Below are 13828 nucleotides of genomic sequence, written 5' to 3' on the forward strand. Positions count from 1 at the left end.
TTCTCCTAAAGGGGGTCAGCATGAAACCGTTTCGTGTCTATGGGATCAGCGGCGCAGGCTCGCTCATCGCCGAATATCTGCTGGCGCTGGCCGGCGCTGAATATGAGCTGATCTGCCTGGAAAAGGAAGAACGTGATGGTGAAGCCTTCCGGCGTATTTCACCCACCGGCCAGATTCCGGCGCTCGTGACGCCTGAAGGTGATGCATTTTGTGAAAGCCTGGCGATCACGCTCTATCTCTTGGAACGGTTTCCCGAAACCGGGATGATCGCCCCCGGGGGAAATCCTGACCGGTTGCAATGCCTGCAGTGGCTGTCGTTTCTGTCCTCCTCGCTCTATAACGCCAATCTTCGCTATTATTATCCGGACAGATTCGGCCCCGAGGATGGCGTCAGGCCGGTGGCGCAAGCCGATCGCCGCACCATCTATGATCTGATCGAAGCCCGGAAGGAACCCTATCTTGCCGGCGAGAAGATGAGCGCGGCGGATCTCTATCTCTATATGCTTCTCTTCTGGGATGAAACCCTTGCGGATGAACTCGCCTCACGCCCCCGGATACGGCGCATCATCGCGGACGTCGGCGCCCTGCCTGCGGTGAGGGACGTCATGGCCCGCCAGCCCTAGGGTTTTAGGCGCGGATCTAGCCCAGTGTAGGCGCGGGCAGGCCAGCCATCAGGCAGTTGATCACCGTGGTGTTACCGGATTTGAGCGATTTGGCCAGCGCCGTTGCGGCTTCATCGGCGGTTCGGGCAAGAACACCTTTTGCCCCCAGCGCCTGCGCCATCCGGTCATAGGATGTGTCATCGTCAAGCCAGCATCCTTCGGCGCGGCTGGCGCCATATTTCTTGAGCTGGATCTCGACTTCTGCTCCCCAGCGGCGATCGTTGCCGATGATAAAGGTGATCGGCAGGGCAAGACGCCGGGCTGTTTCGATTTCCATGAAGGAAAAACCCGCCGTCCCGTCACCCATGAACGCAATCACCCGCCGCGACGGATTGGCCATTGCAGCCCCGATCGCCTGCGGGATGGCCCCGCCGATGACCCCTGAAAGCCCGTTGATGATCATATGCTCACCCGGCAGCACCGATTGCGCCCATTGCCCGAACTCACCGCCATCGACCACCAGCAGGGGCGGCTCTTCCCCGATGGTCATTTGGTGAATCGCATTGAGAAAATCCCAGGCCACAGGAGATGAGGCGGCTTTCGGCGGTTTCGGCCGTTCGGCAAGGGCTTTCCGGACAGTTTCAAACCATTTTTGCGGCCCCTTGATCTTGCTCTGCTGGTCCAGCAATGTCTCCGCGGCACTGATCGGGTCGGCCATGCAGCCCCAGGAAAGCCTGCCGCTGATAAGCGTGCTTGCCTGGGCGATGGTTTCAGCTTCGGCGGCAATCAGCGCCACCCGTGCCGCCGGTATGACGTCTTCATCGCCGCTGGCGAGAGTGAAATCGATATCCTTGTCGAGAAGCAGGATGCGATCTGCCGCTTTCAGGATTTTCTTTATCTGCCCAAGCCCGGGATCATTGAGCCCGCGCGGGTTCTGCATCGTGATGACCGGGATGCGCAGGGTTTTCATCAGTCTGGCCGCGAGATCACCGGAGCGGATGGGGTGCAGCATCGGGCTTGTCAGGATCAAGGGTGCTTCAGCCCCGTCAAGGATAGACAGGATGGAATGAACATCCGCGTTTGTAAGCGGCATGTTTTCAGGCAGAAAACTCTCATCGGACGGGGGTGACGGCAGGGTTTCCGCGGTGAGGACATCTTCGGGCAGGGCCAGATGCACGGGCCCGGGACGGCCGGATCTGGCAAGGGCGATCGCGCCGGCAATGTCGTCGGCAAGCCGGGCGGCGTTGGTGCAGCGCCAGCTCTGTTTGACAAGCCCTGACGCTACGGCGGACTGGTCAAGTTGCTGAAACGGCCCCTGGCCATCTTTCGATACCGGGCTGTCACCGCTCAAAAGAAGAACAGGCGACTGCGACTGCCGCAGCGGATAAAGCGGCCCAAGCGAGTTGGTAAATCCGGGACCGGCGGTCACAAGGGCAACACCAACCTTGCCTGAACTGCGCGCATATCCATCAGCCATCCAGACAGCACCGGCCTCGTGGCGGGTATGGATCAGGGATAAAGGCCGGTCGATTGCGGCATCGAAAATGGACATGATCTGATTGCCGGAAAGACTGAAAATAGTATCCGTTCCTGATCTCGAAATTGTATCAATCAGTTGTTCGGCAGCCGTGATCATGGATATGTGGTTCTCGCTATCAAGGTGCAAATGATTACATAAAATGGGGAGCGACAGATTAACAATCCTTGCCCCTGACATCCATTTTTGTATACCGGAGCATCTGGAAAAGAGCAAGAAAATGAAGGAGAAAACAGAAGGTGCAGGGCAAGAAAGGGGGATTTTGCTTGCCCCGCAATCCTGGAAATAGAGCAGGCTGGATGAAATTCAAGCAAGGAGGGGCAGGCTTTTGCAGAGGCTGGTCAAACCTCGGGGATATCAATATCATGAAAAGCCATTGCCCCCTGATGGCGGCATCACCCGCAGCAAGGAATGGAGATATCGGATGAAGACAGCTGATCTGCCCCGCATCGGATGTATCGGTCTTGGCATGATGGGGCGGCCCATCGCCGGTCATGTCAGCAAGGCAGGATATGAGCTGGTTCTTTACGCGCGGCGGCCCGAAATATTCAAAGATGAGCTGAAACCTCTCATCGATGCGGGCGCGAGTATCGCCGAAACCCCGGCCGATCTCGCGGCACGATCTGATATTGTTCTTCTCAACGTGATGGCAGGCCCGGATGTGCGAAACCTTACCCTTGAAGGCGAGAATGCCATCCTCACCGCCGCCCGGCCCGGCCTCATCGTGGTTGATCATTCCACCATCGATCCGGCAACGGCGCGCGACGTCCATGCCAGTCTCAGGGAATCTGGCACGGGGTTTGTCGATGCACCGGTTTCAGGCGGGGCCGTGGGGGCCGAGGCAGGCACGCTCGCCACGATGATGGGGGGTGAGAAAGAGGATGTTGAGCGCGTTCTTCCCCTGCTTGAGCTCTACACGGCAAAGCGGATCCATATGGGGGCATCTGGCCAGGGTGCGATCACCAAACTTTCGAATCAGATTGCCCAGGTCATCACGATACAAGGGGTGGCCGAAGCATTGCGCTTTGCCGGTGCCCACGGGGCTGATCCTGATGCCGTGCGGGACGTGCTCATGTCCGGATTTGCCAGCAGCCGGATGCTGGAATTGCTGGGCCCGAAAATGATCACCAGAGATTTCACGCCGGGGATGGAATCCCGCCTTCTGGACAAGGATATCGAGATCGCCCGCGCCTCGGCACATGCCCGGGGGCTTTCGCTGCCCGCGCTTGAACTGCTCGGGGAGCAGATTTCCTTTCTGCAGGAATGCGGCTGGCAGAAGGAGGATATTTCCATCCTCTATGAAGCGCTGGAACTGAAAAAATCATAAGATCCCTTGTCCGGGGTGATTTTTGCACCATTTAGGGTAGGATACTGCGCGATGTTCCCGAAACGGGCCTGCGGAGTATGCGAGAGCAATGTCAAACCGCCATATGGCCGGTGTAAAGAGGATAAGTTGATGTCTAAGGGTAAAGTCAAGTGGTTCAACGTCACCAAGGGTTACGGGTTTATCGAGCCTGAAGAAGGTGGTGCGGATGCATTTGTCCACATCACGGCCGTACAGGACGCGGGCATGAAGGAACTCATCGAAGGTCAGGCCATCGAATATGAGATGATGCCATCCAAGAATGGCAAGGACTGCGCCATGAACCTCAAACTGGTTGAAGGCTGAAGTTGAGTTGGGATCAGTTGGACACCCGTGTCTTCCTGACCTCGAAAAGATAAATACCGAAGAAGACGAGGCCAAGGGCGGCCACATGGTAGAGGTGCAGGGCTTCGCCAAGGATGATGACCGCCAGAATGGCACCATAAATCGGCACCAGGTTGGTGTAGAGCCCGGCCTGGCCAGGACCGATGAGATCAACCCCCCTCATGAAGAAGACCTGCGATAGAAACGACGGCATGATCGCCACATAGAGGATGATCAGCCAGCCATCAAGATCGGGCCACAGGATACCGGTGATCTGGCCTTCGATCAGCATGAGCGGGATCGTGGTAATCCAGGCGGCGATGGCAAAATATCCCATCATGACCATACCGCCGATTTCCGGCCGGTTTCTGAGGCCGATCGTATATCCCGAATAAAAAAGGCAGGCCAGCAGCATCAGCAGATCACCTGAATTAAACGTAAGGTGAAAGAGCTGTTCCAGCGAGCCTTGTGTTACGATCACCACCACCCCGGCAAAGGCGATAACAAGCCCGATACCCTGAATGCTGTTGATCCGGGTGCCGTATACCAGAAAGGACCCAAACAGAATCAGCCCGGGCATGGTGCTCTGGATGATGCCGAGGTTGACCGCGGTGGTGGTATGCGCGGCAATGTAGAAAAGCGCATTGAATACGGTCATGCCCAGCCCGCCCATCAGGGCGATCCAGGGCAGCCGGGCGCGTATGACGGGGAACGCGGCCTTCATCTGCCGTCCATGGGTGAAGAGCAGGATGACCACCACCACGGCCCAGCGCAGGAAGATCAGGGCCATGGGTGAGATTTCACCGACGGCAAGGCGGCTTGCGATTGTATTGCCGCCCCAGCCCAGCGTCGCCAGGCAAAGCATCAGGGGAGCGTTTGAATACGCACGATGGAGAAGAGAGCCGTTCATCGTAGCTGTATATACCCGTCAAGAGTAAGTTGATAGATTAAAAAAGACCAAGTTCGACGCCGGCGGCAAGGGTCAGGGCCAGTTCCTCTGTTGCGGGGACAAAACTGTCCTGCCAGGCGCCATGAAGAATGAGGGGCGGGGCAACCAGCCGCCAGCGAAGACCGGTGAGGATGGCTTCGATGGCCCGGCGTGAGCCGGTGCCGTCAAGACCGGCCCGGATATAGACCGCCACGGGCAGCCCGGCCTTCACCTCAAGCAGATCATTATACGATCTGTCAAAAAAGTCTTTTGTCGCCCCGGCCATATAGCCGATATTTTCGGTGGTGCCGATCAGAACAGCATCCGCGGCCAGAACATCACCCGCACCGGCCTCGAGCGGCGGCTTCGTGATCAGCTCAACATCGGTCTCATCAGTGATGCGGGTAACGGCACCTTGCCGCAGCCGCAGCGTGTTCGCGGATGGGGCATGTGAAATAAAGAGAACGGTTGGCGATGACATGCTTCATGATGGCCTATCCCGGACCATATCGCAATCATGGACAGGGGTGAGACTTTGTTTGCGTCGAAAACATGTATCGTGCATATTTCCCCCATGTCGACGGATAAGCATTTCATGAAAATGGTTGAGCGGGCCCGGGCCGAGATGCCAGGTGAGGGTGCCGCCATGGCCGATCAGCTTTTAAGCGCATCACGGCAGCAGCGGCTTGTTTTCTCGCTCGATGATTTTGAGGTTGATTTTTCCCGCCAGACCATCACGACCGAAGGCGTGGATATTCTTCTTGAACTTGCCTCAAGCCGCAAGGTCGAGGCCAGCCGGAATGACATGTTTGCCGGTGCGGTGATCAACCGGTCCGAGATGCGGCCGGTATTGCATACCCATCTGCGTGATCCGGAAAACCCGATGGCCCGGGCAAATGTCGATGCCATGGCCGAAATTTGCGAACGTATTCTTGCCCTTGGCATCGAAGATGTGGTCTCCATCGGTATCGGCGGCTCCGATTTAGGGCCGGCCATGGCGGTGGAAGCTTTGCGTCCCTTCCATCAGGGCCCGGACGTCCATTTCGTCAGCAATATCGACCCCGCGCATCTTGGCGACACGCTGGCGATGCTCAATCCCGCCACCACCGCCGTGCTGGCCATTTCAAAGACATTTACCACCATGGAAACCATGGCCAATCTCAGGATGGCAAGGGACTGGCTGAAACGTGGCGGCGCCTCGCCGGATGAGCAGGTTTTTGCCATCACGTCAAATACAGGCGCTGCGCTCGGGCAGGGTATTTCCCTTTCATCGATCCTGACGATGGATGAAGGCATCGGCGGCAGGTTTTCGCTCTGGTCAGCGGTAGGTCTCGGGATCATGCTTGCCATCGGACGGGAAGGTTTCGTTGAAATGCTGGCCGGGGCTGAGGCCATGGACCGTCATTTCGCCGCCGCCCCGGCGGAGAGCAATCTGCCGCTTCTGGCCGGACTCTTTCGTTTCTGGAACACGTCTGTTCTGGGGCGGCCGGGCCAGGCCATCATCCCCTATGATCAGCGGCTTCACCGCCTGCCTGCATGGATGCAGCAGCTGGAAATGGAATCAAACGGCAAGAGCCTTGATGCGAAGGGCCGGCCCGCCACCTTGCTGACCTCGCCCTATATTTTCGGTGAGCCCGGCAGCAATGCCCAGCATTCGTTCTTTCAGCTTCTGCATCAGGGCAGGATGATCACCCCGACGGACGTGATGGGCCCGATGCGGCCGATCAGTCTTTTGGGCAAGGATGATCCGGCGATGGAAGAACAGCATCGCCTTCTGATCATACAGATGCTGGCGCAGGCGGATGCGCTCTGTCTTGGCAGGCCGGAAGAGGGCTTTGCGGGCGGGCGTCCGGTAACGCTTCTGACCTGGGATGAGACATCACCCTTCAGCCTTGGCCGCCTGCTTGCGTATTATGAACATGTGACCGCGGTGATGGGCTGGATGCTCGGGCTGAACAGTTTTGACCAGCCCGGGGTCGAGCTTGGCAAGACGATTGCCCGCAACTACCGGAACTATCTTGAAAAAGGTGGTATGGACGATACCATCCCCGCCCATAGTCGCGCTTTCCTTGACCGTTTCACCACCAGCGATTAGCGCGGAAGTGAAAAATGGTTTTCATTTGACTGAACCTGGGGCAATGATGTTCTCTCATACTGTCCTATGGAGAAGGTCATGACGATGAACACCGAAGTCTTTATTACTTGCGCGCTGACCGGTGCGGGGGACACCACCGGCAAATCCGATCTGGTGCCCGTCACGCCTGCGCAGATCGCCAATGACGCCATTGAGGCCGCCAAGGCAGGCGCGGCGATCGCCCATTGCCATGTGCGGGATCCGGAAACCGGCGCTCCAGCCCGTGATGTCGCGCTTTACCGTGAAGTGGTGGACCGTATCCGCAGCGCTGATACCGATGTGGTGATCAACCTGACCGCGGGCATGGGGGGGGATCTGATCATCGGGTCGGCCGAAGCGCCGCTTCCTCTTCATCCATCAAGTGATATGGTCGGGGCCTCCGAAAGGACCGAACATGTCCGCACCCTCCTGCCTGAGATCTGCACCCTTGATTGCGGCACGATGAACTTCTCCCATGGCGATTATATCATGGCCAATACGCCGTCGATGCTGCGGGCCATGGCAGGCCAGATGCAGGAAGCTGGCGTGCGGCCGGAAATCGAGGTGTTCGATACAGGCCATCTTGTCCTGGCAAAGCAGCTGGTGAGCGAGGGCCTCATCGATGATCCGGTGATGGTGCAGCTCTGCATGGGGATACCCTATGGCGCGCCTGATGATATCAACACTTTCATGTCCATGGTCAACAACATGCCTGAAGGCTGGATCTGGAGCGCCTTTTCCATCGGCCGCGGCCAGTTGCCTTATGCGGCGCTGGCACCGATCGCCGGCGGCAATGTCCGGGTCGGGCTTGAGGATAATATCTACCTCAGGCGCGGGGAGCTTGCCTCCAACGCCCAGCTGGTCGAACGTGCCGTGACCATCCTTGAAGCCATGAATATCCGTGTCATGACGCCCGAAGATGTACGGGCAAAGCTGAAATTGAAAAAACGGTGAGGGTGTGATGAGAAGCGTGCGTAAGGCGGCAGCCATTGGCGGCGGGTTGATCGGCGGCGGCTGGGTGGCCCGTCTCATCCTGGCCGGGGTCGATGTTGATGTTTTTGATCCGGATCCGGAAGCGGAACGCAAGGTTGCCGCGCTCCTGACCAATGCGGAGCGGGCCATGGCCAGGCTATGGCAGGGGCAGGCGCTGGGAAGGCGCGGCCGGCTTCGCTTTGTCTCAAGCATTGCCGAGGCGGTGGACGGCGCTGATCTTATTCAGGAATCCACGCCTGAACGTCTTGATATAAAAAAGAAGGTGCATGCTGAAATCGGTGCCGCCGCCCCCGCCGGGGCCATTATCGGCTCTTCGACATCAGGCCTTCTGCCAACGGATTTTCAGGCCGATTCCCCGAGGGCGGACCGGGTCATGGTGGCCCATCCCTATAACCCGGTCTATCTGCTGCCCGTGGTGGAGATTGTCGGCGGCGCCAGAACCTCGCCTGAGGCGATTTCCCGGGCCATGCAAGCCTATGCTGAAATCGGCATGAAACCGGTCCATATCCAGAAGGAGATCGACGCCTTTGTCGGGGATCGCCTGCTCGAAGCCATGTGGCGTGAATCTCTCTGGCTGATCAAGGAAGGCGTCGCCACGGCGGAGACCATAGATGATGTCGTCCGCTATGGCCTCGGGATGCGCTACGCGCAGATGGGCCAGTTCATGACCTATCGTCTTGGCGGCGGTGAGGCCGGCATGCGGCATTTCCTTGCCCAGTTCGGCCCGTCGCTCAAATGGCCATGGACCAGGCTCATGGATGTGCCGGAATGGGATGATGCGCTGATCGATATGATCGCCGAACAGAGCGATGCCCAGGCAAAAGGTCTTTCGGTGGCCGAGCTTGAACAGATCCGCGACAACAACCTTGTCGACTTCCTCAAGGTGCTTCATCGCAACAACTGGGGCGCCGGCGCGCTGCTGCACAATCCGGCGAAAGCCAGCGTCGCGGATGGGGTCAATACCCTGCCGGAAGGCAGCATGCTCCAGACCTTTTCCGGCATCGTCGATGCGGACTGGACCGATTATAACGGCCATATGACCGAATTCCGCTATCTTGATGTATTCAGCACCTCGACCGATGAGCTTCTTGTCTGGATCGGGGGCGGGCCGGCCTATGCGGCTTCCGGCGCATCCTGGTATACGATCGAAACGCATATCCGGCATCTGGATGAAGTGGCGGCAGGCAAGCCGATACGGGTTGAAACCCAGCTGGTGGATCATGATGAAAAACGGCTCCATCTCTTCCATCGGATGATCGGGGTTGAAAAGGACAATCTTCTGGCCACCGGCGAGCATATGCTGATGCATGTGGATATGGAGGCAGGCCGGGGATCAGCAATGCCTTCAGCCATGAAATCTGTCCTTGATACCATTGCCGAACGCCAGCGTGACATGCCGCGCCCCGATGCGGCTGGCGCCCGGATCGGGATCAGACGAAAAAGGCAGGATTGACATGAAGTTTGGACTTACCGAAGAACAGGACATGATTGTCAGCACCGTTCGGGATTTTGTCGAACGTGAAATCTATCCCCATGAAAATGAGGTGGAACGGCTTGGCCATGTGCCCGAAGAGATCGCGCAGGAGATCAGATCCAAGGTGCTGGCCATGGGGTTTTATGCCCCGAACTTCCCCGAAGAGGTCGGCGGCGGCGGGCTCAGCCATCTGGAATTTGCCTTGCTTGAGCGTGAGCTCGGGCGCGGCTCCATGGCGCTGACGCATTTCTGGGGGCGGCCGCAGAACATCCTCATGGCCTGTGAGGGAGAGCAGCGCGAAAAATATCTTTTTCCGGCCATTCGTGGCGAACGGATGGATGCACTGGCCATGACTGAACCTGACGCTGGCTCAGATGTCCGGGGGATGAAAACCACCGCCAGGCGCGACGGCGATGACTGGGTAGTCAACGGCACCAAGCATTTCATCTCCGGTGCCGCGCATGCCGATTTTGTCATCGTGTTTGTTGCAACCGGCGAAGACCAGACCCCAAAAGGCCCGAAGAAGCGGATCACCTGCTTTCTGGTGGATCGCGGCCATCCTGGGTTTGAAATTCTGCCGGGGTATCGGTCGGTTTCCCATCGCGGCTATGACAACATGATTCTCAAATTTGAAGATTGCCGCCTGCCATCATCCCAGGTGCTGGGCGAAGTCGATGGCGGTTTCGAGGTCATGAACACCTGGCTTTATGCAACCCGGATCACCGTGGCGACAATGTGCGTCGGGCGGGCAAGACGTGTTTTTGATCTGGCGATGCAATACGCGGTGGACCGCAAGCAGTTCGGCCAGCAGATCGGGAAATTCCAGGGGGTGAGTTTCAAACTTGCCGATATGATAACCGAAATCGATGCCGCCGACTGGCTCACCCTGGCTTCCGCCTGGCGCCTCGATGAAGGGCTTGAAGCCAACCGGGAGATTGCCTCGGCCAAGGTCTATGCCAGCGAGATGCTTGCCCGGGTAACCGATGAAGCCATCCAGATCCATGGCGGCATGGGGCTGATGAATGATTTTCCGCTGGAACGTTTCTGGCGTGATGCGCGGGTGGAGCGGATCTGGGACGGCACCTCCGAAATCCAGCGTCATATCATCAGCCGTGATCTTCTGCGCCGGCTGGGAGGCTAGGTATTGCCCATGGTGCGGTCTGGTCTGAACCGGCTGCTTCGCCCGCGTCACATCGCCGTTCTTGGCGGCCGCTGGGCGGAGGCGGTGATTGTCTCGCTGAAGGAGATGGGGTTTGAAGGTGGCATCTGGCCGGTGCATCCTGAAAAAAAGGAGATTTCCGGCCTGCCGGTTTTCCCTGATATCGACGCGCTTCCCGAGCCGCCTGATGCCTGTTTCCTCGGGGTGAATCGCAGCCTCACCATTGAAATGGTCGAAAAGCTCAGGTCCATGGGGGCAGGCGGAGCGGTGGCCTTTGCCTCTGGTTTTGCCGAGGTCGGGGATGGCGCGGCATTGCAAAAGCGTCTTGTCGAGGCGGCAGGTGACATGCCGGTGCTTGGCCCGAACTGTTATGGGATGATCAATTATCTCGATGGTGCCTTGCTCTGGCCGGATGTTCACGGTGGCACGCGGGTTGAGCGCGGGGTGGCCATCATCACCCAGAGCTCCAACCTTTCGATCAACCTGACCATGCAGGAAGGCGGCCTGCCCATTGCCTATATGCTGACACTTGGCAATCAGGCGATGATCGGCATGGCGGAGCTTGTCCGGGCCGTCGCCGAAGATGACCGGGTGAGCGCCATCGGGCTTCACATTGAAGGTTTCAACGATGCGGCCGGTTTTGCCGATGCCGTCCATCTGGCGAGGAAAGCCGGCAAACCGGTGATTGCCATGAAAGCCGGCGCCTCGGAAGGCGCGCGGCAGATGACGTTTTCGCATACCGCCTCGCTGGCGGGTTCCCACGCGGTTGCCGGGGCGTTTCTTGCCCGGCTTGGCGTCGGGATGGTGAATGGCATAGAAGCCTTTCTTGCCGCGCTCGGCCTTGCCCACACGTTCGGCAGGCTTGATGAGGTGAGCATCCTTACCCTGTCCTGTTCGGGGGGTGAGGCGTCGCTGATTGCCGATACCGCCCAGCGGCACGGGATTCCCATGCCCGTGCTGGATGCCGCGGCATCGGCGCGGATTGCCGCCACGGTCAACCCGCTGGTGACCGTCAGCAACCCGTTTGATTACCATACATTTGACTGGGGCAATCGCGAAAGGCTTGAAAAGACCTTTGCCGCCGCGATGCAGGCAGGTCAGGCCATCAGCGTGCTGATCCTTGATTTTCCCTCGACGCATCTCGGCCGCGCCGAAGACTGGCAGATCGCCCTTGATGCCTGGCTTGCGGCAAGAGATCACACCGGCTCAAGGGCGGCGGTATTGTCGTCGTTGCCGGATTGCCTGCCTCGCCGAGTGGCGGGGTGGCTGATCGAGCACGGGATCGCGCCCTTGCGGGGGTTTGACGCCTCGATGGAGGCGCTGGCGGCCCTGCGTCAGGCCAGCAGGCCTTCCTCTTTCCGGCCGACTGGAATAACGAGGCTTGACCGCCCGGAAGCACCTCTTTCCGAAACCGCGGCCAAGGAAGAGCTCAAGGCCGCGGGCGTGCCGGTGCCGGAAGGCGGGATCATGGCAAGCCTCGATGCGGCGCTTGCCTTTGCCGATGGGCAGAAGGTGGTGATGAAGCGAAGCGGTCTTGCCCATAAAACCGAAGCCGGCGGGGTTCGCCTTGGCCTGTCCGATCCTGGGGATATACGAAGGGCATGGGCTGAATTTGCCCCGCACGGGCCGGTGCTGGTCGAGGAGATGGTCGAGGATGCGCTGGCCGAAGTCTTGGTTGGCGTTGCGAGAGACCCGGTGCTTGGTCTTCATCTCGTCATTGGAGCCGGCGGCATTGCTGCTGAAATGCTTCAGGATACGGCATTGCTGATGCTGCCGGCCTCCCGCGGGGAGGTCAGGGCCGCGCTTGAGGGGCTCCGGATGGCGCCTCTTCTTCATGGGTTTCGCGGCTCGGCGAGGGCGGATATTGATGCCCTGCTGGATCTGATTGATGCGGTCCAGCGTTTTGCCCTCAGCCATGAGGCTGATCTCATGGAGCTTGATCTCAATCCCGTGCTCGTCCGGGGTGAGGGGAAAGGTGTCCTCGCGGTTGACGCGCTGATCCGCTACGCTAGCTAGAATACAGGATGGAGGAAAACCATGTCTGATGTTATCAGGACACACCGGAATGGCGGGGTGTTTGAATTTGTTCTCGATCGCCCCAAGGCCAACGCCATCGATCTTGCCACAAGTCGCCTGATGGGCGAAGCCTTCCGGGAATTCCGTGATGATCCGGATCTGAAGGTCGCGATTGTCAGCACCGCAGGTGACAGGTTCTTCTGCGCGGGCTGGGACCTGAAGGCGGCGGCGGATGGTGATCCCGTTGATGGCGATTACGGGGTCGGCGGTTTTGGCGGGCTGCAGGAATTGCGCGGGCTCAACAAGCCGGTGATAGCAGCGGTCAACGGCATGGCGGTGGGCGGCGGTTTTGAACTCGCCCTTTCCTGCGACATGATCTATTGCAGCGAGCATTCCAGTTTTGCCCTGCCCGAAATCAAGGCAGGAACGCTTGCCGATGCGGCCACGATCAAACTGCCCAAACGCATCCCTTATCACATCGCCATGGAAATGCTTTTTACCGGCCGGTGGATGCAGGCCGATGAGGCTTTGCATCACGGGCTTGTCAATGCCGTGCTTCCGGCCGAAAGCCTGATGGATCATGTCCGCGGTATCGCGGCTGATCTTGCGGCCGGCCCGCCGCTTGTCTTTGCCTCGATCAAGGAAGTGGTGCGTGAAGCCGAGGCCATGGCGTTTCAGGATATCATGAACAGGGTGACACGCCGCCAGCTTGCGACGGTCGATATTCTCTACGACAGCGAGGATAATCTCGAAGGGGCGAAAGCCTTTGCCGAAAAACGTGATCCGGTATGGAAGGGACGCTGACCATGGCCTCGGGGAAAGGAGCACAGATGACATCGATTTTCGCACGTTTGGCTCTTGCGGTCATGCTTGCGCTGGCAGGGTTCAGCCTGCCGTCTCTCTCCCATGCGGCAGGCAGCGGCGATAGCGGCACCACCTACACCACCAGCAAGAAATCCGATACTTTGAAGAAAGCGGAAAAAGCGATTGCCGATGAAAGGTTCGAGGAGGCCTATGAGTTGCTTTCCGCCGAAGCCCTTCGCGACGCCGACAATGCCGATATCCATAATCTTCTCGGTTATTCGGCGCGCAAACTGGGCCGGCTTGCCGAAAGCGAGGCACATTATTTCAAGGCGCTTTCGCTCGATCCCAAACACAAGGGCGCGCTTGAATATATGGGGGAACTCTACCTGACCATGAACCGGCCAGATGAAGCGCTGAAACTCCTTGAGCGACTCGAAAAGATCTGCTGGCTTGGTTGCGATGAAGAAGATGAGCTGCGGGCGGCGATCACCAAATGGAAAGAAACCAACGGGTGA

Annotated in this window: 13 protein-coding genes; 10 read left to right on the top strand and 3 right to left on the bottom strand. The window is 58.7% G+C overall.

Going from position 1 to position 13828, the window contains the following annotated elements; all coding sequences use genetic code 11:
* Positions 1 to 20 precede the first annotated feature (20 nt).
* Positions 21 to 623, top strand: a complete 603-nt coding sequence (locus AB8880_01595) for a glutathione S-transferase family protein (GenBank protein XDZ66114.1) — start codon at positions 21 to 23, stop codon at positions 621 to 623.
* A 16-nt stretch (positions 624 to 639) separates the two neighbouring features.
* Here AB8880_01595 and AB8880_01600 read toward each other — a convergent pair whose 3' ends face one another.
* On the bottom strand, positions 640 to 2238 hold the full coding sequence (locus AB8880_01600) for a thiamine pyrophosphate-binding protein (GenBank protein ID XDZ66115.1): 1599 nt from the start codon (positions 2236 to 2238) through the stop codon (positions 640 to 642).
* A gap of 325 nt (positions 2239 to 2563) precedes the next feature.
* Between AB8880_01600 and AB8880_01605 the strand changes: the two genes are divergently transcribed.
* Entirely contained in the window at positions 2564 to 3466 is a 903-nt protein-coding gene (locus AB8880_01605; GenBank protein ID XDZ66116.1) for an NAD(P)-dependent oxidoreductase, read from the top strand.
* Between the two features lie 129 nt (positions 3467 to 3595).
* Positions 3596 to 3808, top strand: coding sequence for a cold-shock protein (locus AB8880_01610; GenBank protein ID XDZ66117.1), 213 nt, complete (start codon positions 3596 to 3598; stop codon positions 3806 to 3808).
* Between the two features lie 13 nt (positions 3809 to 3821).
* On the opposite strand, the gene AB8880_01615 is transcribed toward AB8880_01610, so the two are convergent.
* Positions 3822 to 4736 (bottom strand): DMT family transporter, encoded by a 915-nt coding sequence (locus AB8880_01615; GenBank protein ID XDZ66118.1) that lies wholly within the window; start codon positions 4734 to 4736, stop codon positions 3822 to 3824.
* Positions 4737 to 4773: 37 nt separating this feature from the next.
* Positions 4774 to 5235: a flavodoxin family protein gene (locus AB8880_01620; GenBank protein XDZ66119.1), complete on the bottom strand. Its 462-nt coding sequence runs from the start codon at positions 5233 to 5235 to the stop codon at positions 4774 to 4776.
* 93 nt (positions 5236 to 5328) lie between these two features.
* On the opposite strand from AB8880_01620, the gene AB8880_01625 reads away from it, so the two are divergent.
* The 7 genes from AB8880_01625 (at position 5329) to AB8880_01655 (ending at position 13828) form a co-directional block, all read left to right on the top strand.
* The gene (locus AB8880_01625; protein XDZ66120.1) at positions 5329 to 6849 is read left to right on the top strand and encodes a glucose-6-phosphate isomerase; all 1521 of its coding nucleotides are present in this window, start codon (positions 5329 to 5331) and stop codon (positions 6847 to 6849) included.
* 84 nt (positions 6850 to 6933) lie between these two features.
* Complete coding sequence (locus AB8880_01630; GenBank protein XDZ67089.1) at positions 6934 to 7821, top strand: 3-keto-5-aminohexanoate cleavage protein; 888 nt, start codon at positions 6934 to 6936, stop codon at positions 7819 to 7821.
* 7 nt (positions 7822 to 7828) lie between these two features.
* Positions 7829 to 9313, top strand: a complete 1485-nt coding sequence (locus tag AB8880_01635) for a carnitine 3-dehydrogenase (GenBank protein XDZ66121.1) — start codon at positions 7829 to 7831, stop codon at positions 9311 to 9313.
* 1 nt (position 9314) lies between these two features.
* Complete coding sequence (locus AB8880_01640; GenBank protein ID XDZ66122.1) at positions 9315 to 10475, top strand: acyl-CoA dehydrogenase family protein; 1161 nt, start codon at positions 9315 to 9317, stop codon at positions 10473 to 10475.
* A 9-nt stretch (positions 10476 to 10484) separates the two neighbouring features.
* Positions 10485 to 12509 (top strand): acetate--CoA ligase family protein, encoded by a 2025-nt coding sequence (locus AB8880_01645; protein XDZ66123.1) that lies wholly within the window; start codon positions 10485 to 10487, stop codon positions 12507 to 12509.
* 21 nt (positions 12510 to 12530) lie between these two features.
* A complete protein-coding gene (locus AB8880_01650; GenBank protein ID XDZ66124.1) occupies positions 12531 to 13313 on the top strand; it encodes a carnitinyl-CoA dehydratase in 783 nt (260 codons plus the stop codon).
* Between the two features lie 26 nt (positions 13314 to 13339).
* The gene (locus AB8880_01655) at positions 13340 to 13828 is read left to right on the top strand and encodes a tetratricopeptide repeat protein (GenBank protein ID XDZ66125.1); all 489 of its coding nucleotides are present in this window, start codon (positions 13340 to 13342) and stop codon (positions 13826 to 13828) included.

This window comes from Alphaproteobacteria bacterium LSUCC0684 (genome assembly GCA_041228335.1).
GTDB lineage: Bacteria > Pseudomonadota > Alphaproteobacteria > Puniceispirillales > UBA1172.

Bases quoted from the DNA above. Each gene is read 5' to 3' on its own strand.
- AB8880_01595 (XDZ66114.1), top strand. From the start codon at position 21: ATGAAACCGTTTCGTGTCTATGGGATCAGCGGCGCAGGCTCGCTCATC.
- AB8880_01600 (XDZ66115.1), bottom strand. From the start codon at position 2,238: ATGATCACGGCTGCCGAACAACTGATTGATACAATTTCGAGATCAGGA.
- AB8880_01605 (XDZ66116.1), top strand. From the start codon at position 2,564: ATGAAGACAGCTGATCTGCCCCGCATCGGATGTATCGGTCTTGGCATG.
- AB8880_01610 (XDZ66117.1), top strand. From the start codon at position 3,596: ATGTCTAAGGGTAAAGTCAAGTGGTTCAACGTCACCAAGGGTTACGGG.
- AB8880_01615 (XDZ66118.1), bottom strand. From the start codon at position 4,736: ATGAACGGCTCTCTTCTCCATCGTGCGTATTCAAACGCTCCCCTGATG.
- AB8880_01620 (XDZ66119.1), bottom strand. From the start codon at position 5,235: ATGTCATCGCCAACCGTTCTCTTTATTTCACATGCCCCATCCGCGAAC.
- AB8880_01625 (XDZ66120.1), top strand. From the start codon at position 5,329: ATGTCGACGGATAAGCATTTCATGAAAATGGTTGAGCGGGCCCGGGCC.
- AB8880_01630 (XDZ67089.1), top strand. From the start codon at position 6,934: ATGAACACCGAAGTCTTTATTACTTGCGCGCTGACCGGTGCGGGGGAC.
- AB8880_01635 (XDZ66121.1), top strand. From the start codon at position 7,829: ATGAGAAGCGTGCGTAAGGCGGCAGCCATTGGCGGCGGGTTGATCGGC.
- AB8880_01640 (XDZ66122.1), top strand. From the start codon at position 9,315: ATGAAGTTTGGACTTACCGAAGAACAGGACATGATTGTCAGCACCGTT.
- AB8880_01645 (XDZ66123.1), top strand. From the start codon at position 10,485: ATGGTGCGGTCTGGTCTGAACCGGCTGCTTCGCCCGCGTCACATCGCC.
- AB8880_01650 (XDZ66124.1), top strand. From the start codon at position 12,531: ATGTCTGATGTTATCAGGACACACCGGAATGGCGGGGTGTTTGAATTT.
- AB8880_01655 (XDZ66125.1), top strand. From the start codon at position 13,340: ATGACATCGATTTTCGCACGTTTGGCTCTTGCGGTCATGCTTGCGCTG.